Here is a 25,711-nt window from a genome sequence, read left to right as displayed (position 1 = left end):
CGGGCGAGACCGACATCCAGCTTGCGCGGGGGAGCACCTTGTCCGAAAAAGGGGTCAGCTCAGCAGGGCGGGGATCTCCTGGGTGGCGAACCAGAGCAGCTCGTGGTCCTCGGCGCCGTCCACGGTGAACTGGGCGTCCGCGTCGCCCCCGTCGGCGGCGGTGATCGCCCCGGCGGCGGTGGCCACGTCGGCGGTCACCTCGGCCTCGTCGGCGTCCGCGTGCACCGAGGCGGCCTTGGCCAGCTCGACCGGGGCGGCCAGCTCGACCCGGCCGAGCGAGGCCTGGTCCTGGTACTCGTCGCCGGGGAACGGCCGCACCGCCTTGTCCGGCACGTCCAGCGCGACCACCACCCGGCGGCGCGGCGCCCCGGGGTCGGCGGCCAGCAGCCGCAGCGAGGACTGGGCGGCCCGCACCAGGGCGGCGTACTCCAGCTCCTCCAGGTCGTCGCTGACGTACCACTCGCGCAGCGCCGGGGTGACCGCGTAGGCCGCGGACTGGTCCAGCTCGCCGCCGCTGTGCGCCTGCGCCAGTGCGGCCAGGGTGGTGGGCACATAGACACGCATCGGGGGCACGCTCGCTTCCTGGTGGCTCCTCGGGACACCCACAGAATACGGCCCGGACGATCACCCGTGAGCGTCCCAGGGTGTCCCCCTTCGAGCGCATCACCGACGGCCGCCGGTTCGGCCGGGCTCGGCCTCGGACACCCCTGCCGCCCAGTGCCGGTGCGACGTCAAGCCGCCGTCCGGGGGACAGCGGTCGGCCGCACCCACCCGCCCTCCGGTGCGGCCGCACCCCGGCCGATAGCACCGGTGACCGACCCGCACACCGAGCCCGGGGGTACCGACCATGACCGAGACCGCCACCGCCGCCGCGATGGTGACGATCAATCCGCTGAGCCGCCGTCACCCCGTCCCGGCCGCGCCCCGCCCGACCCGGCACCGCCCGGAGCCCCGCACGCCCCGGCACCCGCTGGCCGACTGCGCCCGCCCGGCGGCCGACCAGCGCGAGCTGGCCCGGCGGTTCGCGCTGCGGCTGGTCGAGGTGCTCACCGGGGTCCGCCCGGTCGGCCAGCTGCTCCGCCACACCACCCATGACGGCTACCGCCAGCTCACCGCCCTGGTGCGCCGCGGCCCGCTGCGCCCGCCCGCCGGCGCGGCCCGGCTGGGCCTGGGCCCGGTGCACGAGTTCGCCCCGGCGCCGGATGCGCTGGAGGTCTGCGTGCGGGTGGCGGCCGGCCGCCGGCACCACGTGGTGGCCTTCCGGCTGGAGCGGCACCGGCGCACCGAGCACTGGCAGTGCGCCGCCGTCCAGGCCCGCTGAGCCCCCCTGACTTCCTGAAAATGGCTCGGGCGCCGCCCGGGAGAACCCGAGCGGCGCCCTGACGGATGCCTCAACTCACTTGCGGCGGCGGCCCTTCGCGGCCTTGCGGCGCTCGGCGCGGGTCAGCCCGTCGCCCTCGCTGACCGAGGCGGCCTCCTCGAAGTCGCCCTCCACCACGGTGTCCTCGCCGTCCACCGACGGGGCGGTGTAGTGCAGCCGCTGGCGAACCGGCGCCTCCAGGCCCTTGGCCTTGATCTCGGGGCGGGCGTCCTCGACCGCGACGGCCTCCTCGGCGTCGGCGCCGACCGGCAGCGGCACCTCCTCGACCTGCTGCTCAACCTGGACCTCCAGGTTGAACAGGTAGCCGACGGACTCCTCCTTGATGCCCTCCATCATGGCGCCGAACATGTCGAAGCCCTCGCGCTGGTACTCGACCAGCGGGTCGCGCTGGGCCATCGCCCGCAGGCCGATGCCCTCCTGCAGGTAGTCCATCTCGTAGAGGTGCTCGCGCCAGCGGCGGTCCAGCACCGAGAGCACCACCCGGCGCTCCAGCTCGCGCATGACCTGCTCGCCGAGCTGGTCCTCGCGGGCGCCGTACTGGGCCTGGATGTCCTCCTGGATCACCTTGGTGAGGAACTCCGGGGTGAGCGCGGCCGAACCGCCGGCCTCCTCCTCCAGCTCGGCCAGGTCCAGGGTGACCGGGTAGAGCTGCTTGAGCGCGGTCCACAGCTTGTCGAGGTCCCAGTCGTCCTCGAAGCCCTCGCCGGTGGCGGCCTGGACGTACGCCTCGACGGTGTCGTCCATGAAGTGGCCGACCTGCTCCTGCAGGTCCTCGCCCTCCAGCACCCGGCGCCGCTCGCCGTAGATGACCTCGCGCTGGCGGTTCAGCACCTCGTCGTACTTGAGGACGTTCTTGCGGATCTCGAAGTTCTGCTGCTCGACCTGGGTCTGCGCGGAGGCGATCGCCCGGGTGACCATCTTGGACTCGATCGGCACGTCCTCGGGCACGTTGGCCATCGAGAGCACCCGCTCCACCATGCCGGCCTTGAACAGCCGCATCAGGTCGTCGCCGAGCGACAGGTAGAAGCGGGACTCGCCCGGGTCGCCCTGGCGGCCGGAGCGACCGCGCAGCTGGTTGTCGATCCGGCGGGACTCGTGCCGCTCGGTGCCCAGCACGTAGAGGCCGCCCAGCTCCTGGACCTCCTCCTGCTCCGTCTTGACCGAGGCCTTGGCCTTCTCCAGGGCGGCCGGGAAGGCCTCCTGGTACTCCTCGGGGGTGTCCACCGGGTTCAGGCCGCGCTGGGCCAGCTCGGCGGTGGCCAGGTGCTCGGGGTTGCCGCCGAGCATGATGTCGGTACCGCGGCCGGCCATGTTGGTGGCGACGGTGACGGCGCCCTTGCGGCCGGCCTGGGCGACCACCTGCGCCTCGCGCTCGTGGTGCTTGGCGTTCAGCACCTCGTGCGGGACGCCGCGCTTGCGCAGCTCCTGGGAGAGGTACTCGGACTTCTCGACCGAGACGGTGCCGACCAGGACCGGCTGGCCCTTCTCGTGCCGCTCGGCGATGTCCTCGACCACGGCGGCGAACTTGGCCGGCTCCGACTTGTAGATCAGGTCGGGCTGGTCGATCCGCTTCGGGGTCTTGTTGGTCGGGATCGGGACCACGCCGAGCTTGTAGATCTGGTGGAACTCGGCGGCCTCGGTGGTGGCCGTACCGGTCATGCCGGACAGCTTGTCGTAGAGGCGGAAGAAGTTCTGCAGGGTGATGGTGGCCAGCGTCTGGTTCTCGTTCTGGACCTCCACCCCCTCCTTGGCCTCGATCGCCTGGTGCATGCCCTCGTTGTAGCGGCGGCCGGCCAGGATGCGGCCGGTGTGCTCGTCGACGATCATGACCTCGCCGTTCATCACGACGTAGTCCTTGTCCAGCTTGTAGAGCTCCTTCGCCTTGATGGCGTTGTTCAGGAACCCGACCAGCGGGGTGTTGACCGACTCGTAGAGGTTGTCGATGCCCAGGTAGTCCTCGACCCGGGTGACACCCTCCTCCAGCACGCCGACGGTGCGCTTCTTCTCGTCGACCTCGTAGTCGCGGTCGCGCTTGAGGCGGGTCACCAGCTTGGCGAAGTCGGTGTACCACTTGGTGGCCTGGTCCGCCGGGCCGGAGATGATCAGCGGGGTGCGGGCCTCGTCGATGAGGATCGAGTCGACCTCGTCGACGACCGCGAAGTTGTGGCCGCGCTGGACAAGTTCGTCCTGCGACCACGCCATGTTGTCGCGCAGGTAGTCGAAGCCGAACTCGTTGTTGGTGCCGTACGTGATGTCCATCCCGTACTGGCGCTTGCGCTCGGCGGGCGGCATGTTGGCCAGGATCACGCCGACCTCCAGGCCCAGGAAGCGGTGCACCCGGCCCATCCACTCCGAGTCGCGCTCGGCGAGGTAGTCGTTGGTGGTGATCAGGTGCACGCCCTTGCCGGTGAGCGCGTTGAGGTAGGCGGGCAGCGTGCCGACCAGGGTCTTGCCCTCACCGGTGCGCATCTCGGCGACGTAGCCGAGGTGCAGCGCGGCGCCACCCATGATCTGCACGTCGTAGTGGCGCTGGCCCAGCACGCGCTTGGCCGCCTCGCGGACCGTGGCGAAGGCCTCGGGAAGGATGTCGTCCAGGGACTCGCCGTCCGCCAGACGCTGCTGGTACTCGGCGGTCAGCGCCCGCAGCTCGTCGTCGCTGAGGTTGACGAAGTCCTCTTCGATGGAGTTGACCTGGGCAGCAATCCGCTGCAGCTTGCGAAGGGTCTTCCCTTCGCCGGCGCGCAGGATCTTGTCGAAGACGGACACGTGAGCGGGCTCCTTGCCTGGATCGGCTCTGGCGACTGCACCGGCGGGTTCACCCCGCCGCACGGGCCATCGTATGCGAGGAGGCCAATCCCCCGGGAGGTCCGTCAGCACGGCATTCCCGTGTCACCCCTGGGGGCGGATCGCGCGATAGCCACCAGAAAGGGCACAAACCGGTCATGAAAACCGCTGTCCCCGAGGCGCGGCGCCCCGGGATACTCCCGCCATGAACGACATCGACGACACCACGCCGCCCCCGGGCACCCTGGAGACCGAGCGGCTGCTGCTGCGCCCGCCCCTCCCCGAGGACGTGCCGGCGATCTTCGAGGCCTGCCAGGACCCGGAGATCCAGCGCTGGACCGTGGTCCCCTCGCCCTACCGCCGCGAGGACGCCGAGTTCTACGTCCACAAGCTCGCGGTCGACGGCTGGGCCGGCGCGCGGAACCCGGTGTGGTGCGTGTTCGAGAAGGCCACCGGCACCCTGGTCGGCACCCAGGGCCTGTCGCACCGCGGCCCGGGCCGCGCCGAGATCGGCTACTGGGCCACCGCCGCCTCGCGCGGCCGCGGCTTCACCCTGGAGGCGGTCCGCGCGGTCTGCCGCTGGGGCTTCGCCGAGCGCGGCCTGCGCCGGATCGAGTGGACCGCCTACGTCGGCAACGAGCCCTCCCGGGCGCTGGCACTGAAGGCCGGCTTCACCATGGAGGGCGTCCTGCGCTCCTACGGCGAGCAGCGCGGCGAGTTCCACGACGTGTGGATGGCCTCGCTGCTGGCCGGCGAGCAGGAGCGGGCATGACCGCCGACCAGCTGCCGCCGACCGTCGCGCTGCACGCCCCCGGGCTGCTGATGAGCCCCTGGCCCGCCCAGGTCGACGACCGGGACATGGCCGACCTGCGGGTCGGCCTGTCCGACCCCGAGCAGGCCCGCTGGAACCCCCGGGCGCTGCTGGCCGATGAGGGCGACCAGCCGGTCCTGGACTGGCTGGACCGGCTCCGGGCCCGGGTCGCGGACGGCACCCTGGCCTGCTGGGCGCTGCGCGACCCGGCCAACGGGCGGCTGCTCGGCCACCTGGGAGTCCGGGAGATCGACCTGGAGGCGACCGGCGGCGCCCGGGTGGGCTACTGGACCATGCCGGCGGCCCGCGGCCGGGGCGTCGCGACCACCGCGCTGCGCCTGGCCTCGACCTGGGCGTTCGGCGAACTCGGCGTGCACCGGATCGAGTTGGCCCATGCGCTGGGCCATGAGGCGTCCTGCTCGGTGGCCCGCAAGGCCGGCTACCCGCTGGAGGGCGTGCTGCGCCAGGCGCTGCCGGACAGCTACGGCAACCGGCACGATCTGCATCTGCACGCCCGGCTGGCGAGCGACCCCGAGCCCGCCTGACCCCGGCGCGAGCGGCGGCGACCGGCCCGCGTTGTCGGTACCGGCCCCTACGCTGGCCGGCATGACCGCTGTCGCACCGCCGCCGACCGTGACCCTCAGCGCCGACCAGGCCCGCCGGATCGCCCTGCGGGCCCAGGGCCTGCTCGGCGCGCCGGACCGGCGGGCCGGGGTCCGCGGTGTGCTGCGGCACCTGGGCGCCGTGCAGCTGGACACCATCTCGGTGCTGGCCCGCTCGCACGAGCTGGTGCCGTACGCCCGGCTCGGTGCGGTCGGGCGCCCGGCCGTCGAGCACGCCTACTGGGGTGCCGGCGCCTCCTTCGAGTACTGGTCGCATGCGGCCTGCGTGCTGCCGATCGAGGAGTGGCCGCTGTTCGCGTTCCGGCGCCGGGCCTACCGCGACCGCGGCAACCTGTGGAGCCACCAGGTCAGCGAGCAGGCCTACCGCGCCGTGCTGGACCGGCTGCGCGCCGAGGGTCCGCTGACCAGCACCGAGCTCGGCGGCGCCAAGCGGACCGCCGAGTGGTGGGACTGGTCGGAGAGCAAGGTCGCGGTGGAGCGGGCGCTGGCCTTCGGCGATGTGGTCTGCACCGAGCGGCGCGGCTGGAAGCGGGTCTACGCACTGGCCGAACACGCCGTCCCCGCCGAGCTGTTCGAGCGCGACCCGAGCGACCGGGAGTGCCTGGCCCAGCTGGTGCGGCAGGCCGGCCAGGCACTCGGCGTCGCCACCCGTGCCGACCTGGCCGACTACCACCGGCTCAAGTCCGCCCAACTGGACGCGGTGCTGGCCGAGTCCGGGCTGCTCCCGGTCGCGGTGGCCGGCTGGGGCCGGACGGCGCCGAGGGCCCGGCCTGGGCCGATCCGGCGGCGCTGGACCGGGCCGAGGCGGGCGGGCGCCACCGCACCACCCTGCTCTCCCCGTTCGACTCGCTGATCTGGGACCGGGCCCGCACCGAACGGATCTTCGGGATGACCCACCGCCTGGAGGCCTACACCCCCAAGTCCCAGCGGATACACGGCTACTTCGCGATGCCGCTGCTCACCGGCGGCCGGCTGGTCGGCCGGGTGGATCCGGCCCGTGAGGGGCGCACCCTGGTGGCCCGGCGGATCTCGCTGGACTCGGCGCGCCACCTCCCGGCGCTGGCAGGGGCGTTGCGCGAGGCCGCCGAGTGGGTGGGCTGCTCGGCGGTGCGCGTCGAGGAGTTGCACGACGAGGCGGTGCGGCCGGCGTTGGCGAAGCTGCTCGCCGACTGAGCAGCCGGGCGGCGCTTGCCAACCGCCGGGGAGGTCAGCCTATTTCGAGGATCTTCTCACGCATCGCGTAGACCACGGCCTCCATCCGGGAGTGCAGCTGCAGCTTCTCCAGGATGTTGCGCACATGGTTCTTCACGGTGTTCTCGCTGATGAACAGCTCCTTGGCGATCTCCCGGTTGTTCATGCCGGTGGCGACCAGCTTGAGCACCTCGAGCTCCCGGTCGGTCAGCCGCGGCGCGGGCACCAACTCCCGGTCGTCGGAACGCCGTTGGATCATCGACTTGAACTCGGTGAGCAGCTTGGCCGCCATCGAGGGGCTGATCTGGGACTGGCCGTCGGCCACCGCGCGGATCGCGGTGGCCACCTCGTCGGTGGAGATCTCCTTGAGCAGGTAGCCGGTGGCGCCCGCCTTGATCGCCTCGTAGAGGTCGGCCTCCTCGTCGCTTATCGTCAGCATGATGATCTTGGTGCTGGGGGCCACCTCCTTGATGGAGGTGCAGGCTTCGATCCCGCTGCGACGCGGCATCCGGACGTCCATCAGGATGATGTCGGGCAGCAGGTCGGCCGCCTTCAGCACGGCCTCCGCACCGTCCGCGGCCTCGCCGACCACCCGGATGTCCGGCTCCTCGGCGAGCACGATCTCCAGCCCGCGCCGGAACAGCGCGTGATCGTCCACCACCAGGACGCGAATGGGCTCGCCGCCGCGTGGCGCGAACTCCGGCTCCGGGCATCCGCCGCCGCTGCCGTCGAACCGCTCCGCCATCCGCCCTCCCCGTCGCCGAACGCTCTGGGGCTCATCATTCCACGGCCCGCGAGGGCGACGTCACCGCTCGTGGCGCGCGTCCCCCGATGGGCGCCTGCGGCACCGCACCCGGCGGCCGACCTGCCGTCGACCGCCGGGTGCCCGTCCGTCCCGTTCGGTCAGCCGGGCTCAGCGCTCGGCGCTGTTGATCGCGCCGCCGGCACCGCTGACCTCGTCATCCGGCTCCAGACCGTTCGTCTGCAGGTGGATGACACCGAAGTCGTAGCCGCGGCGCCGGTAGACCACGCTGGGCAGGCCGCTGTCCTTCTCCACGAACAGGTAGAAGTCGTGGCCGACCAGCTCCATCGCCTCCAGCGCCTGGGCCAGCGCCATCGGGTGCGCGACGTGCGTCTTCTCCCGCACCACCAGCGGGCCCTCGCCCTGGACCTCCAGCGAGCCCATCTTCATCTTGGGCACCGCCTGCTCGCTCAGCTCCTCCATGCTCGCCGTACCCGGCTGCGCCGCGATCCGCGCCGTCGCCTGGGCGACGCTCAGCGGCGTCGTGCGGGCCCCGTGGTGGACCTGGCGCCGGTCCTTCAGCTTGCGCAACTGCGTGTCGAGCTTCGCCGAGGCCAGATCGAGCGCCGCGTAGGGATCGCCGGCGGCGGCCTCGGCCCGGATCACCGGACCACGGGTACGGACAGTGATCTCGACCCGGTCGGACCGCTCGGCCTGACGCGGGTTGTGTTCCTTGGACACCTCGACGTCGAGGCTGATCACCTTGCCGTCGAACTTCTGGACCTTCTCCAGCTTCTCGGCCACGTGCTCGCGGAACCTCTGGGGCACCTCGGTCTTGCGGCCCTTGACGACGATGTCCACGCAGAACTCCGATCCCTCGTACTGGCGCCGACCCGGACTACCGGGCCGGGCATGAGACCCAGCCTGACCAGCCGAACTACCGCCGGCCCCGCCGACCGATCGAGGATCGGGCGGGCTGGGCCTTCACCCACTTCCTCCCCACCAGAGACGCTTGAAACCCCTGGGAGCCTCATCTCACACCCAGTGTGGGCTTTTCGCCTCTCCAGCGGGACCTTAGGCGTCAGTGGATCCGGCCGGACAGCTGTTCACCCCTGTCTACCCTCCAACGAGTGAAGCGAGGGTAAATATCTGGACAAGTCCGCCCGGACGGCCCACCCTGGCCCCATCACCGAGGGTCACCGACCGGGAGGCTCCGTTGCTGACCGCCGCGCTGGACGTCCTGCTGCCCACCCCCTGCACCGGCTGCGGTGGGGCGGCCGGCCCGCTCTGCCCCGACTGCCGGGCGCTGCTCGACGGGCTGCCGGCCCAGCCCGCCGGCCCCTCCCCGCGCCACCGGGCCTGCCCCCGCTGCACGCCTGCGCCGCCTACCGCGACCCGGTGCGCGGGATGCTGCTGGCCCACAAGGAGCGCGGTGCGCTCAGCCTGGCCGCCCCGCTCGGCGCGGCGCTGGCACGCGCCGTCCAGGCCGCGCTCACCACCGCCACCGCGCCGGCCGCCGAACCGGTGCTGCTGATCCCGATGCCCTCGGCCCGGAGCGCGGTGCGGGCCCGCGGCCAGGACGCCACCCGCCGGCTGGCCCGCGCCGCCGCCCGCAGCCTGCGCCGCGCCGGCCTGCGCTGCCGGGTGGCCCCGGTGCTCCGCCAGACCCGCCGGGTGGCCGACCAGAGCGGCTTGGGCGCCACCGCCCGACTGGCCAACCTGGACCACGCGCTGACGGTCCGCCACCCGGCGGCGGCTCACCTGACGGGGTACCGCCTGCTGCTGGTGGACGACCTGGTGACCACCGGCGCCAGCCTCGCGGAGGCTGCCCGGGCGCTGCGGGCGGCCGGTCTCGAGCCACTGGCGGCGGCCACGGTGGCCGCCACCGTCACCGGCGGCGGGCGGGTCCGGCACCCTCCGCTGCCCGGGCTGCCGGCGCTGCACCGGCTGCCCAGGGCGGTGCACCAGCGCCGCCCGGGCGGTCGGCCTCAGTCCGGGTAGGAGGGCAGCGCCCAGCCCTTGCCGACGATCCGCCACTGCGGCTGCGCGGGCCCGAACAGCCCGTACACCGTGTGGTCCTGGTCCTTGGCGTCGCCCAGCACCGTGTCGGTGCGGGCCTCCGAGGCCGCGACCACGGTCATGTTGTCCGCCAGCAACGCGTTGTCGAGGGTGCTGGAGCCGTCGGTGGACAGGTAGTGCAGCTGCATCAGCCCGTCCGCCTCCTTGCCGAGCACCAGCAGGGTGTCCGGGTCGGCCCAGGAGACCGAGGCGACATCGGACAGCTGGGCGGGCGCGACCTGGCGCAGCGCGGTGATCGCCACGGTCGGCGCCTGGGCGGTGCCAGCGCGGTCGATCCGGCCGATCTCCAGCGTGTGGGTGGTGCCGCTGCGCACCAGCAGGGCCACCCGGGTGCCGTCGGAGGAGACCCGCAGGCCGTCCACCGCCTGCCCGTCCGCCAGGCTGTCCATCGCGACCGTGACGGTGACCTGGCCGCGGTTCATCAGCACCTTGGGGGCCGCCGGGTCGCGGTCGACCACGAACAGGTCGCCGTAGCCGTCCCAGCTGGGCGAGGCCAGGCCCTCGTCGGGGCGCGGGGCCCGGCTGGTGATCACGGCGGGGCCGAGCGCCTTGCCGGCGTCGTCCAGTCCGGGCAGGTAGAGGTCCTTGCCGTCCCCGCCGACCACGGCGGCGGCGCCGTCGTCCCGGCGCACCGCGTACGGTCCGGCGGTGCCGCCGGTCGGCTGCAGCGCGCCCGGCAGGCGCGCCTCGCCGAGCACCCCGGACACCGGCACCAGGGTGCCGACGATCGGCTGCAGCCGGGCCAGCTGGCCGGTCTCGGCGTTGCGCACGTAGGCCCCCCGGCCGCTCCCGGCCAGCATGCCCGGCGCGTACGGCGAGTTCTTGGCCGCCGCGGTGGTGAGGTCGGCCGAGCCGTGCTTGGAGACCACCGTGACCCTGTCCAGCGTGCCGGAACCGGTCAGGCTGGCCAGCGTGAAGTAGAGCTGGGCGGCCATCTGGTGGCACTGCTGCTGGCTGACCTGGCAGTCCACCCCGTCCACCTGGAGCTTGGGGTTGCGCGGGTCGTCGGTGTTGACGGTGTCGGCGGGACGGGTGTCGTCGAAGGCGGAACGGACCGCCGGCGCCAGCCAGGCTGAGGCGCCCTGGGCCAGCGCCCGGGCCGCGGCCGAGGCCGGGTCGATCCGGCGCCGCACGTAGACCGGGTCGGGCACCAGCGCCGACAGGTCGGAGCCGGCGGCCTGCGGGTCCGGCTTGGTGAGGAAGTAGCGGTCGACCTGCTCGTAGGCGTTGCGGAAGCTGGTCGCGTCCAGGACCAGGCCGGTGGGCAGGCTGGCGATCCGCCACTGGGCGTGCGCCGGGGCCTCCTTCGAGCCGTCCTTGGCGTCCTTGGCCGCGTTGACCAGGGTGAAGTTGCCGGTGAAGGTGTCGTCGGTGGCGTGGTAGGTGTGCTTGGTGTCCAGGGTGCCGATCTGGTGCGAGGAGATGGTCAGGACGGTCTGCCCGGTCCCCGTGTCGGTCGGCGGCTTCGGCAGGGTGGTGCTGTTCAGCACCACCGCGCCGCTGTCCGGCTGCCAGGTGGTCAGCGCGTCACCGGTCAGGTACTCCTTGGCCGTCTTGTAGTCGGCCTCGTCGGCACTCGACGCGTCGAGGAAGTTCTGCAGCACCTCGGCGGGCGTCAGCCCGTCCCGCGGCGGCATCGGCAGCACCCGCACCTGCACGCCCTGGTCGGCGCCGGCGCCCTGCGGCGGGGCCACCGCCTCGGGGCTGCCGCTGTCCGGCATGGTGGCGCACCCCGCCGCCAGCAGCACGGTCAGCGCCGACCCGAGCGCACCCGCCCAGCGCCGACCGGAAACGCCGCTAGCGCTCGCCACCCCTCGTCCCCTCCCCATCGGTCCCGTCGGCGCCCCGCTCGGCGCCGCCGCCCTGCTGCCCGATCGTGCCCTGCTGCGGTTCGGGCTGGACCCGGCCGCAGTCCACCACCACCTGTGCCCCGGTGGCGCCGTACCCGGCACCTGCCGCGCGCAGGTCGGACGGGTTGGCCACCGGCGGCGCCTTCGGCAGCCGCTGCGGCCCGAGGCCCTCGGTGACCGCCAGCACTCCGCCGAGCCCGGGGCCCAGCCCGCCGCCCGCGCCGCCCGGGGTCTCCGGGATCACCGACATCTGACCGCTGGCGGTCAGCGCGGTGGCGCCGGACGGCAGCGCCCGCCGGTACGGGGCGCCCTGGGACCGCAGGCCGCGGTTGTGCCGGGAGTCCTCAGGCTCCAGCCGGAACGGCGCCCGGCCGATCTCGCCGCCGCGGGTGCGCGGCAGGGTGAGCCGGAAGTGCGAGCCACCGCCGGGCTCGCCCCAGGCCTGCAGCCAACCGCCGTGCAGATGGGCGTCCTCGACCGCGATGGACAGGCCCAGGCCGGTGCCGCCGGTGGTCCGCACCCGGGACGGGTCGGCCCGCCAGAACCGGTGGAACACCCGGGAGGCCTCGCCCGGCTTGAGGCCGATGCCGTAGTCGCGCACGCCGACGGCGACCGCGCCCTCGGCGGAGCCGAGCCGGATCACCACGTCGCGGCCCTCGCCGTGCTCCAGCGCGTTGACCACCAGGTTGCGCAGGATCCGCTCGATCCGGCGCTGGTCCACCTCGGCCACCACCGGCTTGTCGGCGTCGCGCAGCACCACGGCGCTGCCCTTCATCCGGGCCAGCGGGTCGGCCGCCTCGACCACCCGGTTCACGATGTCGCGCAGGTCCACCGGCTCGGCGTCCAGGATCGCGGCGCCGGCGTCGAACCGGCTGATCTCCAGCAGGTCGGCCAGCAGCGACTCGAAGCGGTCCAGCTGGCCCTGCAGCAGCTCGGCCGAGCGGGCCGCCATCGGGTCCAGGTCCTCGCGGGAGTCGTAGATCAGGTCGGCGGCCATCCGGACCGTGGTCAGCGGGGTGCGCAGCTCGTGCGAGACGTCCGAGACGAACCGGCGCTGCACCCGGGAGAGCTCCTCCAGCTGGTGGATCTGCGCCTGCAGCGCCCCGGCCATCCGGTTGAAGGACTCCCCGAGCCGGGCGATGTCGTCCGTCCCGGTGACCTTCATCCGCTCTTCCAGGTGCCCGTCGGCCAGCCGCTCGGCGATTCCGGCGGCCATCCGCACCGGGGTGACGACCTGGCGGACCACCAGCCAGGCGATGCAGCCCATCATCATCACGATGAACAGGCCGGCCGTGGCCACCGTGCCGGTGACCAGCGCCAGGGTCTGGTCCTCCTGGACGAAGGAGAACGCGAAGTAGAGCTGGTACGACTGGTGCACCGGGCCGTTCAGCTGCTTGCCGATCACCAGGCCCGACTCGGAGACGGTCTGGCCGTTCGCGGCCACCCGGTGGATCGTGGTGGCCTGCTCGTGCGGCACGTTCGGGTTCTTGGCCACGTCGGCGGCCAGCTGCGGCGAGATGCTGGTCAGCGAGATGTTCTCGGAGGCCCGGGCGCTCTCCGGCGGGCGCGGGTTGCTGTCCACCTGGCTCTGGTCGGTGGACGGCACGATGCCGATCACCACGTAGTTGCCCTGGCCGCCGCTGGCCAGGTTGGCCACCTGCTCGGTCAGCCAGTTGCTGGGCTCGCCCAGGCTGGGGTCGGTGGCGGCGTTCCTGGCGAGCTCGTCGCGGAGCATGTCGCTCTGGTTCTGGGCGGTGGTGAAGCCGCCGTTGGCCTGGCTCAGCGCGGCGTGCTTCTTGCTGTCCAGCAGGCCCTGGCGGACCTGGGCCATCACCACCACGCCCAGCACCACGACCAGCGCCACCGAGAGCGCCAGGGTGGCCGCGACCACCCGCAGCTGGATCGACCGCCGGTAGAGCGCGGCCAGCCGGTAGAACGGGCTCCGCAGTCGGCGCAGCAGCAACCCGAAGGGGGACGCCGTCGACACCGGGCCCGTACCCCCTACGTACCCCTCCCCTGCCGGAGCCCCGGCCGGGGAGGGCTGAACCTGGTCCGTCACGTCAGCTGGGCCCGGCCTTGTATCCGACACCGCGGACGGTGACCACGATCTCCGGGCGCTCGGGATCCTTCTCGATCTTCGAGCGGAGCCGCTGCACGTGCACGTTCACCAGCCGGGTGTCGGCGGCGTGCCGGTAGCCCCAGACCTGCTCCAGCAGCACCTCGCGGGTGAACACCTGCCAGGGCTTGCGGGCCAGCGCGACCAGCAGGTCGAACTCCAGCGGGGTCAGCGGGATGCCCCGGCCGTCCCGCTTGACCGAGTGGCCGGCCACGTCGATCACCAGGTCGCCGATGGTCAGCTGCTCGGGGGTGGGCTCCTCGGCCCGCCGCAGCCGGGCCCGGACCCGGGCCACCAGCTCCTTGGGCTTGAAGGGCTTGGTCACGTAGTCATCGGCGCCGGACTCCAGGCCCACCACGATGTCGACGGTGTCCGTCTTCGCGGTCAGCATCACGATCGGGACCCCGGACTCCGACCGGATCTGCCGGCAGACGTCGATCCCGTCACGGCCGGGCAGCATCAGATCGAGCAGCACCAAGTCCGGCTTGACTTCGCGGAACGCGGCCAGTGCCCGGTCTCCGTCCGCGACGAAGCTCGGCTCGAAACCCTCACCACGCAGCACGATGCCGAGCATCTCGGCCAGTGCGGTGTCGTCATCGACGACCAGGACGCGACCTTTCATGCGCCCATCCTCTCATTACGGGACTGTGACCTGCCGCACACCCGTGCCAATTCGTCCACCGACCTCCCGGCAAGACCGCCCATATCCACCCAAACTCCAAACTTCACAGGCTCCGTCGGCTCCGTTGTCGATCAGCAACCCGGCGCCCCTGGGGCGCTTGCCCACACCATGGCACGATGGGCGCACAAATGCGCCACCCCACCATCCTGGGGCACCCGCCCCGCGCCGAGGAGCAGTGATGACCGACACCCGGGCTGGGTCTCGCCCGGCTCGTCCCAGGCCGACCCCGCCGATGCCCGGTCGGCGGTCGGAGCACCGGCCGGACCGGACTCGGCGTCAGCTCCCAGCCCGGCCGCCGCTGCCCGTTCGACCGACGCCGCCCCGGTGGATGCCGTGCCGTCGGATGCGGCGGCACCCGCTCCCTCGGCGCCGTCCGCTGCCACCGCTGCCACCGCTCCTGCCGCACCGTCCGCTCCCGCCGCCGGGCCGTACTCCGGTGCCTACGGCGACCCGGGTGCCCGGATCCCGCAGCGCCAGCCCGCCCAGAGCTGGGGGCAGCCCGGCTGGGGCCGGCCGCAGTGGAACGCCCAGCCGCCGAGCCCCAAGCCCGGTGTGATCCCGCTGCGCCCGCTGGGCGTCGGCGAGATCCTGGACGGCTCGATCTCCACCGGCCGCAAGCACTGGCGCACCGTGCTGCCGCTGTCGCTGGTGGTCGCCGTGCTCAGCCAGGGCACTGCCACCGCGTTCAACTGGTTCAGCCGGAACGACTCCCAGTCCACCCTCGCCCTGGTGCTGCTCGGCGCCGGCGCTCTGGTCACCGCCCTGTGCGGCCTGGTGCTGAGCGCGCTGCTCACCATGGTGGTCAGCAAGGCGATCCTGGGTGAGCCGGTCACCGCCGGCTCGGCCTGGCGCGCCGCCCGCCCGCAGATGTGGCGGCTGCTCGGCCTGACCCTGCTGATCGGTCTGATCTGCGGCGGCATCGCGGCACTCGGCATGGTCCCGGCGATCATCGCGAGCCTGAGCGGCAGCAACAACTCGGGCCTCGACGCGCTGTCCCTCTTCTGCGCACTGGCCGCCCTCGCGACCGTGCTCTGGATGTACATCAAGCTCAGCCTGGCCGCCCCCGCGCTGATGCTGGAGAAGCAGGGCATCAAGGCCGCGATGGCCCGCTCCAGCAAGCTGACCCGGGGCAACTGGTGGCGGATCTTCGGCATCACCGCACTCGGCTTCGTGCTCACCACGATCCTCTCCGGCATGATCGCGATACCGTTCACCGCCCTCGCCGGAGCCACCGGCAACAGCGTGCTCTCCTCGCTGGGCGGCGACCCGAACCACCAGCAGCCGTTCGCCGCCCTGCTGCTGATCGCGATCGGCGGAGTGCTGAGCTCCACCCTGACCGCGCCGGTCCAGGCCGGCATCAACGTGCTGCTCTACGTCGACCAGCGGATCCGCCGCGAGGCCCTCGACCTGGAACTGGCCCGCGCCGCCGGGCTGCCCGAGTACGGCGGCACCGGCTGGGCCGGCCGCTCCGACCAGCAGCCGAGCGGGGCGGCCTGACCCGATGACCACCTGGGGGACTGGGCGCGGGGCGCCGCCGACAGCGGCGCGCCCGTGACCGTGGAGCGTGATCCGGCCCGCGTGGCCGCCCGCGAGGAACTGCTGCGGCCCGAGTACCACCGGCACGACCCCAGCCTGCTGCAGCGGGTCATCAACTGGATCGGGGACCAACTCGGCCAGCTGCTCGACAAGTTGGGTGGCGCCGCCGGTGACGGCTGGACCGGTCTGATCGTCTTCCTGGCGCTGTTCGCGCTGCTCGGCGCCGCGCTGTGGTGGCGGCTCGGCCGGCCCGGCCGCACCGCCACCACAGCGGGCGCCCTGTTCGCCGCCGACGGACCGCGCAGCGCCGCCGAGCACCGCGCCGCCGCCCAGCGGCACGCCGCCGCCGCCGAATGGTCGGCCGCCGTCCGCGAGCAGATGCGCGCCCTGATCCGCTCACTCGAGGAGCGCACCCTGCTGAACCCGCGCCCCGGCCGCACCGCCGACGAGGCCGCCCGCGAGGCCGGCCGCCAACTCCCCGAGCACGCCGCCGCACTGGCCGACGCCGCCCGCCTCTTCGACGACATCGCCTTCGGTGACCGCACCGCCGACCGGACGGCGTACCAGCGCCTGCTCGAACTCGACGAACGGCTGCGCCGGACCCGCCCGCTCCTCCAGGTCGGGGCCGCGTGACCACCAACACCCCGCTCTCCCCGACCGCGCGTCAACTCTGGCTGCGCACCCGCTGGTTCCTCGCCGGCGGCGCCGGCCTGCTGCTGGCCGGCCTGCTGGTCGCCGGGCTCGGCGACAACACCTCCTACCCCTCGCTCGACCCGCGCTCCCCGGACGCCGACGGCACCCGAGCCGCCGTCCAACTGCTGCGCCAGCGCGGCGTCACCGTGACCACCACCGGCAACCCGGCCGACCTGGCCGCCGCCGACGCCCCGTCGGGCGGCGACACCGTGGTGGTCCCGCTGCCCGACCTGCTCACCGCGGACCAGCTCGACGCCCTCGGCCGGGCCGGACACCGCCGACTGGTCCTGGTCTCCCCCGGCCCCGTCGCGCTCGGCCACCTCGCCCCCGGCGTCCAGGCCCTCGGCACCACCGACGACCCGCTGGCACTCGGCTCGGCCGGCACCGACGCCGACTGCACCCTGGCCGAGGCCGAGCGGGCCGGCCACGCTGAGGGCGGCGGGCGGCTCTACCAGGCCGGCCCGGGCACCACCGCGTGCTACCCGCGCTCCGGCCACCCCACGCTGGTCCGCACGACCGGCGGCAGCGGCGGCGAGGTGATCGTGATCGGTTCCGGCCGGTTCCTCACCAACCAGCGCCTGGCCCAGGACGGCAACGCCGCCCTGGCCCTCGGACTGCTCGGCTCCCAACCGCGGCTGACCTGGTACCTGCCGGACTACTCGGCCGCCGCGGCGACCGCACCGCAGGGGCAGAAGAGCTTCACCCAGCTGATCCCGGCAGGCTGGCACTGGGCCTTCCTGCAACTGGCCATCGCCGCCGGTCTCGCCGCCCTCTGGCGCGGCCGCCGGCTCGGCCCGGTGGTCAGCGAGAACCTGCCGGTGGTGGTCCGGGCCTCCGAGACCACCGAGGGCCGGGCCCGGCTCTACCAGCTCGGCAAGGCCCGCGGCCGCGCCGCCGACGCGCTGCGCCGGGCCGCCCGCCGCCGGCTGGCACCGGTGCTGGCCGTGCCGCTGGTGCACGGCGAACCCAGCGGCGACGCCCTGCTCGCGGCCCTGACCGCCCGCCTCGGCGAGGGCCGGACACCGGGCGAGCTCACCGCGCTGCTCTACGGCCCGCCGCCCACCGACGACGACGCCCTGCTGCGGCTCGCCGATGACCTCGACGCCCTGGAAAGGCAGGTACGACAGCCGTGACGGCCGACTCGGTACAGACGGACACCATCGACCCCCGGCAGGCGCTCGGCGCGCTGCGCGCCGAGATCGGCAAGGCCGTGGTCGGCCAGGACCCCGCGGTCACCGGTCTGGTGGTCGCGCTGCTCTGCGGCGGCCATGTGCTGCTCGAAGGCGCTCCCGGCGTCGCCAAGACCCTGCTGGTCCGCGCCCTGTCGACGGCCCTCGACCTGGAGACCAAGCGGATCCAGTTCACCCCCGACCTGATGCCCGGCGACGTCACCGGCTCGCTGGTCTACGACGCCCGCACCGCCGAGTTCTCCTTCCAGCCCGGGCCGGTCTTCACCAACCTGCTGATCGCCGACGAGATCAACCGCACCCCGCCCAAGACCCAGGCCTCGCTGCTGGAGGCCATGGAAGAGCGGCAGGTCACGGTGGACGGCAAGCCGCGCCCGCTGCCCGAGCCGTTCCTGGTCGCGGCGACGCAGAATCCGCTGGAGTACGAGGGCACCTATCCGCTGCCCGAGGCCCAGCTCGACCGGTTCCTGCTCAAGCTGGTCCTGCCGCTGCCCGACCGCGACCAGGAGTTCCAGGTGCTCAGCCGGCACGCCGGCGGCTTCGACCCGCGCGACCTGGCCGCCGCCGGGGTGCGCCCGGTCGCCGGGCCGGCCGACCTGGCCGCCGCCCGGGCCGCGATAGCCCGGCTGACCGTCTCGCCCGAGGTCCTCGCCTACATCGTGGACCTCTGCCGGGCCACCCGGCAGTCACCCTCGCTGGCGTTCGGTGCCTCGCCGCGTGGTGCCACCGCGCTGCTCAACACCTCCCGGGCCTGGGCCTGGCTGGCCGGCCGCGACTACGTCAGCCCGGACGACGTCAAGGCCCTGGCACTGCCGACGCTGCGCCACCGGGTGCGGCTGCGCGCCGAGGCCGAGATGGAGGGTGTCACCGCCGACTCGGTGATCCAGGCCGTGCTCGCCCAGACCCCCGCACCCCGCTGACCTCGCCGTCCACCTAGGAGCTCCGCCGTGGCCCTGACCGGCCGAACCGCCCTGCTGGCTGCCCTGGGCAGTCTGATTGTGGGACTGCTGCTCCCCTCCTGGGCCGGCATCGGCGCGGTCAGCGGCATCCTGCTGCTCGCCGTGCTGCTCGACCTGCTGCTGGCGGCGCCGGTGCGTTCGCTGCAGCTGGCCCGCAGCGGCGACAGCACGGTCCGGCTCGGCGAGCCGGCCACCGTCGAACTGAGCGTCAGCAACCCGGCCGGGCGCCGACTTCGCGCCCAGCTGCGGGACGCCTGGGCGCCCTCCGCGTTCGCGCCGGGCACCGAGCTGACGGCCGGTCGGCACCGGATCGACGTGCCGTCAGGTGAGCGACGGCGGGTCAGCACCGCGCTGCGGGCCACCCGCCGCGGCGACCACCAGTCCCACCGGGTGACGATACGTTCCCTCGGCCCGCTGGGCCTGGCGGGCCGTCAAGGTTCCCACCAGGTGCCGTGGACGGTCCGTGCCCTGCCCCCGTTCACCAGCCGCAAGCACCTGCCCTCCCGGCTGGCCCGGCTGCGCGAACTGGACGGCCGGACCTCACTGCTGACGCGTGGCCAGGGCACCGAGTTCGACAGCCTGCGCGAGTACCTGCCGGGCGACGACGTCCGCTCGATCGACTGGCGGGCCAGCGCCCGCCGCCACACCGTCGCGGTTCGTACCTGGCGGCCCGAGCGGGACCGGCACATCCTGATCGTGCTCGACACCGGCCGCACCTCGGCCGGCCGGGTCGGCGACGCTCCCCGGCTGGACGCCGCACTGGACGCGGCCCTGCTGCTCACGGCCCTCGCCACCCGGGCCGGGGACCGCGTCGACCTGCTGGCCCACGACCTGCGCCAGCGCACCGCCGTGCTCGGCCGCACCGCCAGCGACGTGCTGCCCGCCTTCACCAACGCAATGGCCCTGCTGGAGCCGGAACTGGTGGAGACCGACCTGCGCGCGCTCACCGCAGCCGCCCTGCGGCTGGCCCCGCGGCGCTCACTGATCGTGCTGCTGACCGGTCTCGACACCGGTCCCGCCGAGGACGGCCTGCTGCCGATGCTGCCGCGGCTCACCCAGCGCCACGAGGTCGTGGTCGCCGCCGTGGCCGACCCCCGGCTCGACGAACTCGCCGCTGGTCGCGGCACCGTGCAGGCCGTCTACGGTGCAGCCGCCGCCGCGCAGACCCAGGCCGACCGCCGCGCGGTCGCCGACCGGCTCACTCGCCTCGGGGCCACCGTGCTCGACGCCTCGCCCCACACCCTTCCGCCGGCCCTGGCCGACACCTACCTGGCCCTGAAGGCGGCGGGCCGGCTCTGAGGGCCTCGGCCCCGGGCTTTGGGCCGGCTATGGGCCGGCTCTGGGTAGCTTGGTGGGCTCCTCAGGGGGCCGGCTCTCGGTCCGGCTCTGGCCTGTTTGTCAGTGCCGCCAGCAAACGCCCCGAGCTACCCGGTGACTGCGGCAGCCACGTCGACTACCCCCAGGCCATTGGCAGCCCTGACGATGAAGAGATCGCCTAGTAGCTGATCTCCTACCGGTCGGCTCGATTCCCGGGTGCCCGCGGCGGTGCGTCCCGGTCACGGTCTACCGGAACGCTCCCCTGTCTCCCTCGGCGAATACATCCTCTGCACCGGAAACGCGAAGAAGCCCCGACGGTTGCCCGTCGGGGCTTCTTCTGAAGAATTGTTCGGCGGCGTCCTACTCTCCCACAGGGTCCCCCCTGCAGTACCATCGGCGCTGTAAGGCTTAGCTTCCGGGTTCGGAATGTAACCGGGCGTTTCCCTCACGCTATGACCACCGAAACACTATGAAACTATCGGCCGCACCACCGCCTATGCGGTGGGGTCGTTGTTTCAGAACAACACAGTGGACGCGAGCAACTGAGGACAAGCCCTCGGCCTATTAGTACCGGTCAGCTCCACCCCTCACAGGGCTTCCACATCCGGCCTATCAACCCAGTCGTCTACTGGGAGCCTTACCCTCTCAAGGAGGTGGGAGTGCTCATCTCGAAGCAGGCTTCCCGCTTAGATGCTTTCAGCGGTTATCCCTCCCGAACGTAGCCAACCAGCCATGCCCTTGGCAGAACAACTGGCACACCAGAGGTTCGTCCGTCCCGGTCCTCTCGTACTAGGGACAGCCCTTCTCAACACTCCTACGCGCACAGCGGATAGGGACCGAACTGTCTCACGACGTTCTAAACCCAGCTCGCGTACCGCTTTAATGGGCGAACAGCCCAACCCTTGGGACCTACTCCAGCCCCAGGATGCGACGAGCCGACATCGAGGTGCCAAACCATCCCGTCGATATGGACTCTTGGGGAAGATCAGCCTGTTATCCCCGGGGTACCTTTTATCCGTTGAGCGACGGCGCTTCCACAAGCCACCGCCGGATCACTAGTCCCTGCTTTCGCACCTGCTCGACCCGTCGGTCTCACAGTCAAGCTCCCTTGTGCACTTACACTCAACACCTGATTGCCAACCAGGCTGAGGGAACCTTTGGGCGCCTCCGTTACCCTTTAGGAGGCAACCGCCCCAGTTAAACTACCCACCAGACACTGTCCCTGATCCGGATCACGGACCCAGGTTAGACATCCAGCACGACCAGAGTGGTATTTCAACGGCGACTCCACAACAACTGGCGTTGCTGCTTCACAGTCTCCCACCTATCCTACACAAGCCGAACCGAACACCAATATCAAGCTATAGTAAAGGTCCCGGGGTCTTTCCGTCCTGCTGCGCGAAACGAGCATCTTTACTCGTAATGCAATTTCACCGGGCCTATGGTTGAGACAGTCGAGAAGTCGTTACGCCATTCGTGCAGGTCGGAACTTACCCGACAAGGAATTTCGCTACCTTAGGATGGTTATAGTTACCACCGCCGTTTACTGGCGCTTAAGTTCTCAGCTTCGCCCCGACGAATCAGAGCTAACCGGTCCCCTTAACGTTCCAGCACCGGGCAGGCGTCAGTCCGTATACATCGCCTTACGGCTTCGCACGGACCTGTGTTTTTAGTAAACAGTCGCTTCTCGCTGGTCTCTGCGGCCACCCCCAGCTCAGGCAGCAAGTGCCATCACCAGGAGGGGCCCCCCTTCTCCCGAAGTTACGGGGGCATTTTGCCGAGTTCCTTAACCATAGTTCACCCGAACGCCTCGGTATTCTCTACCTGACCACCTGAGTCGGTTTGGGGTACGGGCCGCCATGAAACTCGCTAGAGGCTTTTCTCGACAGCATAGGATCATCCACTTCACCACAATCGGCTCGGCATCAGGTCTCAGACTATATGTGAGGCGGATTTGCCTACCCCACGTCCTACACCCTTACCCCGGGACAACCACCGCCCGGGCTGGACTACCTTCCTGCGTCACCCCATCGCTCAGCTACTACAGACTTGGGTCACCGGCTCCACCACTCCCCTTTGTCCGAAGACTCCGGGGCGGCTTCACGGGCTTAGCATCACCTGGTTCGCCGTTGGCGCTTCAAAGCGGGTACGGGAATATCAACCCGTTGTCCATCGACTACGCCTGTCGGCCTCGCCTTAGGTCCCGACTTACCCTGGGCAGATCAGCTTGACCCAGGAACCCTTGGTCAATCGGCGCAAGAGTTTCCCACTCTTGTATCGCTACTCATGCCTGCATTCTCACTCGTATACCGTCCACGACTCGATTCCTCGGCCGCTTCACCCGGCACACGACGCTCCCCTACCCATCCACAGCGCCGTTGGGCGTATTCTGTGAATGACACGACTTCGGTGGTGTACTTGAGCCCCGCTACATTGTCGGCGCGGAATCACTTGACCAGTGAGCTATTACGCACTCTTTCAAGGGTGGCTGCTTCTAAGCCAACCTCCTGGTTGTCTCTGCGACTCCACATCCTTTCCCACTTAGCACACGCTTAGGGACCTTAGTCGGTGTTCTGGGCTGTTTCCCTCTCGACCATGGAGCTTATCCCCCACAGTCTCACTGCCGCGCTCTCACTTACCGGCATTCGGAGTTTGGCTAAGGTCAGTAACCCGGTGAGGCCCATCGCCTATCCAGTGCTCTACCTCCGGCAAGAAACACGCGACGCTGCACCTAAATGCATTTCGGGGAGAACCAGCTATCACGGAGTTTGATTGGCCTTTCACCCCTAACCACAGGTCATCCCCCAGGTTTTCAACCCTGGTGGGTTCGGTCCTCCACACGGTCTTACCCGCGCTTCAACCTGCCCATGGCTAGATCACTCCGCTTCGGGTCTTGGGCATGCAACTCAGACGCCCTATTCGGACTCGCTTTCGCTACGGCTACCCCACACGGGTTAACCTCGCTACACACCGCAAACTCGCAGGCTCATTCTTCAAAAGGCACGCAGTCACGGCTGGCCGGCAAGCCGACCAACGACGCTCCCACGGCTTGTAGGCACACGGTTTCAGGTACTATTTCACTCCGCTCCCGCGGTACTTTTCACCATTCCCTCACGGTACTATCCGCTATCGGTCACCAGGGAATATTTAGGCTTAGCGGGTGGTCCCGCCAGATTCACACGGGATTTCTCGGGCCCCGTGCTACTTGGGTGTTCTTCAAGCGAGCCGTACAGATTTCGTCTACGGGGGTCTTACCCTCTACGCCGGACCTTTCGCATGTCCTTCGACTACCCATACGGTTTCTGACTCGCCGACCGGCCGGCAGACCGATCAAGAAAAATCCCACGACCCCTCAAGCGCAACCCCTGCCGGGTCTCACACGCTCAAGGTTTAGCCTCATCCGGTTTCGCTCGCCACTACTCCCGGAATCACGGTTGTTTTCTCTTCCTGCGGGTACTGAGATGTTTCACTTCCCCGCGTTCCCTCCACATACCCTATGTGTTCAGGTATGGGTGACAGCCCATGACGACTGCCGGGTTTCCCCATTCGGACACCCCCGGATCAAAGCTCGGTTGACAGCTCCCCGGGGCCTATCGCGGCCTCCCACGTCCTTCATCGGTTCCTGGTGCCAAGGCATCCACCGTGCGCCCTTAAAAACTTGGCCACAGATGCTCGCGTCCACTGTGCAGTTCTCAAACAACGACCAGACACCCACACTCAACACCCGCAACGGGGCATCTCGCATGAGACCGGCTCACCGAGGTTCCAGCCTTACGGCCGTTCCCTCAGGACCCAACAACGTGCCCGACACACCCGATCACTTGAACCCGTTCCACGCCGAAGCAGTACTAGGAGACAACCAACCCTGTGTGCCGAATAGTCAACGTTCCACCCATGAGCAACCGTGCGAGACATTCGCTCGCATCCGGCTATGTGCTCCTTAGAAAGGAGGTGATCCAGCCGCACCTTCCGGTACGGCTACCTTGTTACGACTTCGTCCCAATCGCTGGTCCCACCTTCGACGGCTCCCTCCCAAGGGTTAGGCCACCGGCTTCGGGTGTTACCGACTTTCGTGACGTGACGGGCGGTGTGTACAAGGCCCGGGAACGTATTCACCGCAGCATGCTGATCTGCGATTACTAGCAACTCCAACTTCATGGGGTCGAGTTGCAGACCCCAATCCGAACTGAGACCGGCTTTTTGGGATTCGCTCCACCTCACGGTATCGCAGCCCTTTGTACCGGCCATTGTAGCACGTGTGCAGCCCAAGACATAAGGGGCATGATGATTTGACGTCATCCCCACCTTCCTCCGAGTTGACCCCGGCAGTCTCCTGTGAGTCCCCATCACCCCGAAAGGCATGCTGGCAACACAGAACAAGGGTTGCGCTCGTTGCGGGACTTAACCCAACATCTCACGACACGAGCTGACGACAACCATGCACCACCTGTATACCGACCACAAGGGGGCGACTATCTCTAGCCGTTTCCGGTATATGTCAAGCCTTGGTAAGGTTCTTCGCGTTGCGTCGAATTAAGCCACATGCTCCGCTGCTTGTGCGGGCCCCCGTCAATTCCTTTGAGTTTTAGCCTTGCGGCCGTACTCCCCAGGCGGGGAACTTAATGCGTTAGCTGCGGCACCGACGACGTGGAATGTCGCCAACACCTAGTTCCCAACGTTTACGGCGTGGACTACCAGGGTATCTAATCCTGTTCGCTCCCCACGCTTTCGCTCCTCAGCGTCAGTAATGGCCCAGAGATCCGCCTTCGCCACCGGTGTTCCTCCTGATATCTGCGCATTTCACCGCTACACCAGGAATTCCGATCTCCCCTACCACACTCTAGCCTGCCCGTATCGAATGCAGACCCGGGGTTAAGCCCCGGGCTTTCACATCCGACGCGACAGGCCGCCTACGAGCTCTTTACGCCCAATAATTCCGGACAACGCTCGCACCCTACGTATTACCGCGGCTGCTGGCACGTAGTTAGCCGGTGCTTCTTCTGCAGGTACCGTCACTTGCGCTTCTTCCCTGCTGAAAGAGGTTTACAACCCGAAGGCCGTCATCCCTCACGCGGCGTCGCTGCATCAGGCTTTCGCCCATTGTGCAATATTCCCCACTGCTGCCTCCCGTAGGAGTCTGGGCCGTGTCTCAGTCCCAGTGTGGCCGGTCGCCCTCTCAGGCCGGCTACCCGTCGTCGCCTTGGTAGGCCATTACCCCACCAACAAGCTGATAGGCCGCGGGCTCATCCTGCACCGCCGGAGCTTTCCACCCGGAGCCATGCGGCTCCAGGTCGTATCCGGTATTAGACCCCGTTTCCAGGGCTTGTCCCAGAGTGCAGGGCAGATTGCCCACGTGTTACTCACCCGTTCGCCACTGATCCACCCCGAAGGGCTTCACCGTTCGACTTGCATGTGTTAAGCACGCCGCCAGCGTTCGTCCTGAGCCAGGATCAAACTCTCCGTGAATGTCTGCTCGTAATCGAGCGAACACTCGCGCAGAGCGGCACAGCAACCACCGGAATAGGGTGGCCCCGTGCACTGCGTCCTCGCTAGTGTTTATTTCAAAAGGAATCTCCAACCCCGATCCGGAAGGATCAAGGCCGGGGATGTCAACATATCTGGCGTTGACTTTTGGCACGCTGTTGAGTTCTCAAGGAACGGACGCTTCCTTCGAATTCGCTTCCGCGTTTTCTCCGGGCGCTTCGTTCTTTCGTGTTCTCAGCTTATCAGATGCTTTCCGTACCGTTTACCGGCCGTTTT

16 protein-coding genes, 3 rRNA genes and 1 pseudogene are annotated in these 25,711 nt (G+C 70.2%); 10 read left to right on the top strand and 10 right to left on the bottom strand.

The window, feature by feature from the left end; genetic code table 11:
• Positions 1-54 precede the first annotated feature (54 nt).
• A complete protein-coding gene (locus E6W39_RS26850; RefSeq protein WP_141637971.1) occupies positions 55-564 on the bottom strand; it encodes a DUF6912 family protein in 510 nt (169 codons plus the stop codon).
• A 283-nt stretch (positions 565-847) separates the two neighbouring features.
• Here E6W39_RS26850 and E6W39_RS26845 point away from each other — a divergent pair, with 283 nt between their 5' ends.
• Complete coding sequence (locus E6W39_RS26845) at positions 848-1,321, top strand: Rv3235 family protein (protein WP_141635700.1); 474 nt, start codon at positions 848-850, stop codon at positions 1,319-1,321.
• Positions 1,322-1,396: 75 nt separating this feature from the next.
• On the opposite strand, the gene secA is transcribed toward E6W39_RS26845, so the two are convergent.
• The gene (gene secA / locus E6W39_RS26840; RefSeq protein WP_141635699.1) at positions 1,397-4,147 is read right to left on the bottom strand and encodes a preprotein translocase subunit SecA; all 2,751 of its coding nucleotides are present in this window, start codon (positions 4,145-4,147) and stop codon (positions 1,397-1,399) included.
• 223 nt (positions 4,148-4,370) lie between these two features.
• Here secA and E6W39_RS26835 point away from each other — a divergent pair, with 223 nt between their 5' ends.
• From E6W39_RS26835 to E6W39_RS26825, 3 genes and pseudogenes are all read left to right on the top strand, one after another.
• On the top strand, positions 4,371-4,937 hold the full coding sequence (locus E6W39_RS26835; protein ID WP_141635698.1) for a GNAT family N-acetyltransferase: 567 nt from the start codon (positions 4,371-4,373) through the stop codon (positions 4,935-4,937).
• Positions 4,934-5,521: a GNAT family N-acetyltransferase gene (locus tag E6W39_RS26830; protein WP_141635697.1), complete on the top strand. Its 588-nt coding sequence runs from the start codon at positions 4,934-4,936 to the stop codon at positions 5,519-5,521. Before E6W39_RS26835 ends, E6W39_RS26830 begins: the two co-directional genes overlap by 4 nt.
• A 61-nt stretch (positions 5,522-5,582) precedes the next feature.
• Positions 5,583-6,772, top strand: a pseudogene (locus E6W39_RS26825) (winged helix-turn-helix domain-containing protein).
• 34 nt (positions 6,773-6,806) lie between these two features.
• On the opposite strand, the gene E6W39_RS26820 reads toward E6W39_RS26825, so the two are convergent.
• The gene (locus tag E6W39_RS26820) at positions 6,807-7,535 is read right to left on the bottom strand and encodes a response regulator (RefSeq protein ID WP_141635696.1); all 729 of its coding nucleotides are present in this window, start codon (positions 7,533-7,535) and stop codon (positions 6,807-6,809) included.
• Positions 7,536-7,703: 168 nt separating this feature from the next.
• Entirely contained in the window at positions 7,704-8,393 is a 690-nt protein-coding gene (gene hpf / locus E6W39_RS26815) for a ribosome hibernation-promoting factor, HPF/YfiA family (protein ID WP_141635695.1), read from the bottom strand.
• A gap of 546 nt (positions 8,394-8,939) precedes the next feature.
• Here hpf and E6W39_RS26810 point away from each other — a divergent pair.
• A complete protein-coding gene (locus tag E6W39_RS26810; RefSeq protein ID WP_181799718.1) occupies positions 8,940-9,533 on the top strand; it encodes a ComF family protein in 594 nt (197 codons plus the stop codon).
• Here the strand turns inward: E6W39_RS26810 and E6W39_RS26805 are convergent.
• The 3 genes from E6W39_RS26805 to mtrA all read right to left on the bottom strand — a co-directional run bounded on the left by E6W39_RS26805 (position 9,521) and on the right by mtrA (position 14,199).
• Positions 9,521-11,422, bottom strand: coding sequence for an LpqB family beta-propeller domain-containing protein (locus tag E6W39_RS26805; protein WP_141635693.1), 1,902 nt, complete (start codon positions 11,420-11,422; stop codon positions 9,521-9,523). The two genes, E6W39_RS26810 and E6W39_RS26805, sit on opposite strands and share 13 nt — an antisense overlap.
• A complete protein-coding gene (gene mtrB / locus E6W39_RS26800) occupies positions 11,409-13,448 on the bottom strand; it encodes an MtrAB system histidine kinase MtrB (protein ID WP_407658471.1) in 2,040 nt (679 codons plus the stop codon). The genes E6W39_RS26805 and mtrB overlap by 14 nt, the downstream gene beginning before the upstream one ends.
• Positions 13,449-13,521: 73 nt before the next feature.
• Positions 13,522-14,199: an MtrAB system response regulator MtrA gene (gene mtrA, locus E6W39_RS26795; RefSeq protein ID WP_141635692.1), complete on the bottom strand. Its 678-nt coding sequence runs from the start codon at positions 14,197-14,199 to the stop codon at positions 13,522-13,524.
• A 384-nt stretch (positions 14,200-14,583) separates the two neighbouring features.
• Between mtrA and E6W39_RS39725 the strand changes: the two genes are divergently transcribed.
• The 5 genes from E6W39_RS39725 to E6W39_RS26770 are packed head-to-tail and all read left to right on the top strand — an operon-like array spanning position 14,584 to position 19,933.
• Positions 14,584-15,756, top strand: a complete 1,173-nt coding sequence (locus E6W39_RS39725) for a DUF7544 domain-containing protein (protein ID WP_181799757.1) — start codon at positions 14,584-14,586, stop codon at positions 15,754-15,756.
• 54 nt (positions 15,757-15,810) lie between these two features.
• On the top strand, positions 15,811-16,428 hold the full coding sequence (locus E6W39_RS26785) for a DUF4129 domain-containing protein (RefSeq protein ID WP_228718373.1): 618 nt from the start codon (positions 15,811-15,813) through the stop codon (positions 16,426-16,428).
• Positions 16,425-17,621, top strand: a complete 1,197-nt coding sequence (locus E6W39_RS26780) for a DUF4350 domain-containing protein (RefSeq protein WP_141635690.1) — start codon at positions 16,425-16,427, stop codon at positions 17,619-17,621. The genes E6W39_RS26785 and E6W39_RS26780 overlap by 4 nt, the downstream gene beginning before the upstream one ends.
• Complete coding sequence (locus tag E6W39_RS26775) at positions 17,618-18,595, top strand: AAA family ATPase (RefSeq protein ID WP_141635689.1); 978 nt, start codon at positions 17,618-17,620, stop codon at positions 18,593-18,595. The genes E6W39_RS26780 and E6W39_RS26775 overlap by 4 nt, the downstream gene beginning before the upstream one ends.
• A 27-nt stretch (positions 18,596-18,622) precedes the next feature.
• A complete protein-coding gene (locus E6W39_RS26770; protein WP_141635688.1) occupies positions 18,623-19,933 on the top strand; it encodes a DUF58 domain-containing protein in 1,311 nt (436 codons plus the stop codon).
• 365 nt (positions 19,934-20,298) lie between these two features.
• Here E6W39_RS26770 and rrf read toward each other — a convergent pair.
• The 3 genes from rrf to E6W39_RS26755 form a co-directional block, all read right to left on the bottom strand.
• A 5S ribosomal RNA gene (rrf, locus tag E6W39_RS26765) occupies positions 20,299-20,415 on the bottom strand.
• An 80-nt stretch (positions 20,416-20,495) separates the two neighbouring features.
• A 23S ribosomal RNA gene (locus E6W39_RS26760) occupies positions 20,496-23,615 on the bottom strand.
• Between the two features lie 280 nt (positions 23,616-23,895).
• A 16S ribosomal RNA gene (locus E6W39_RS26755) occupies positions 23,896-25,417 on the bottom strand.
• Together the 16S, 23S and 5S rRNA genes form the textbook arrangement of a ribosomal RNA operon.
• Positions 25,418-25,711 lie beyond the last annotated feature (294 nt).

The sequence above is a fragment of the Kitasatospora acidiphila genome, assembly GCF_006636205.1.
In the GTDB taxonomy this organism is placed as follows: Bacteria; Actinomycetota; Actinomycetes; order Streptomycetales; family Streptomycetaceae; genus Kitasatospora; species Kitasatospora acidiphila.
Note: the sequence above shows the minus strand (reverse complement) of the source record. Positions and strands in the feature narration are given on the sequence as shown.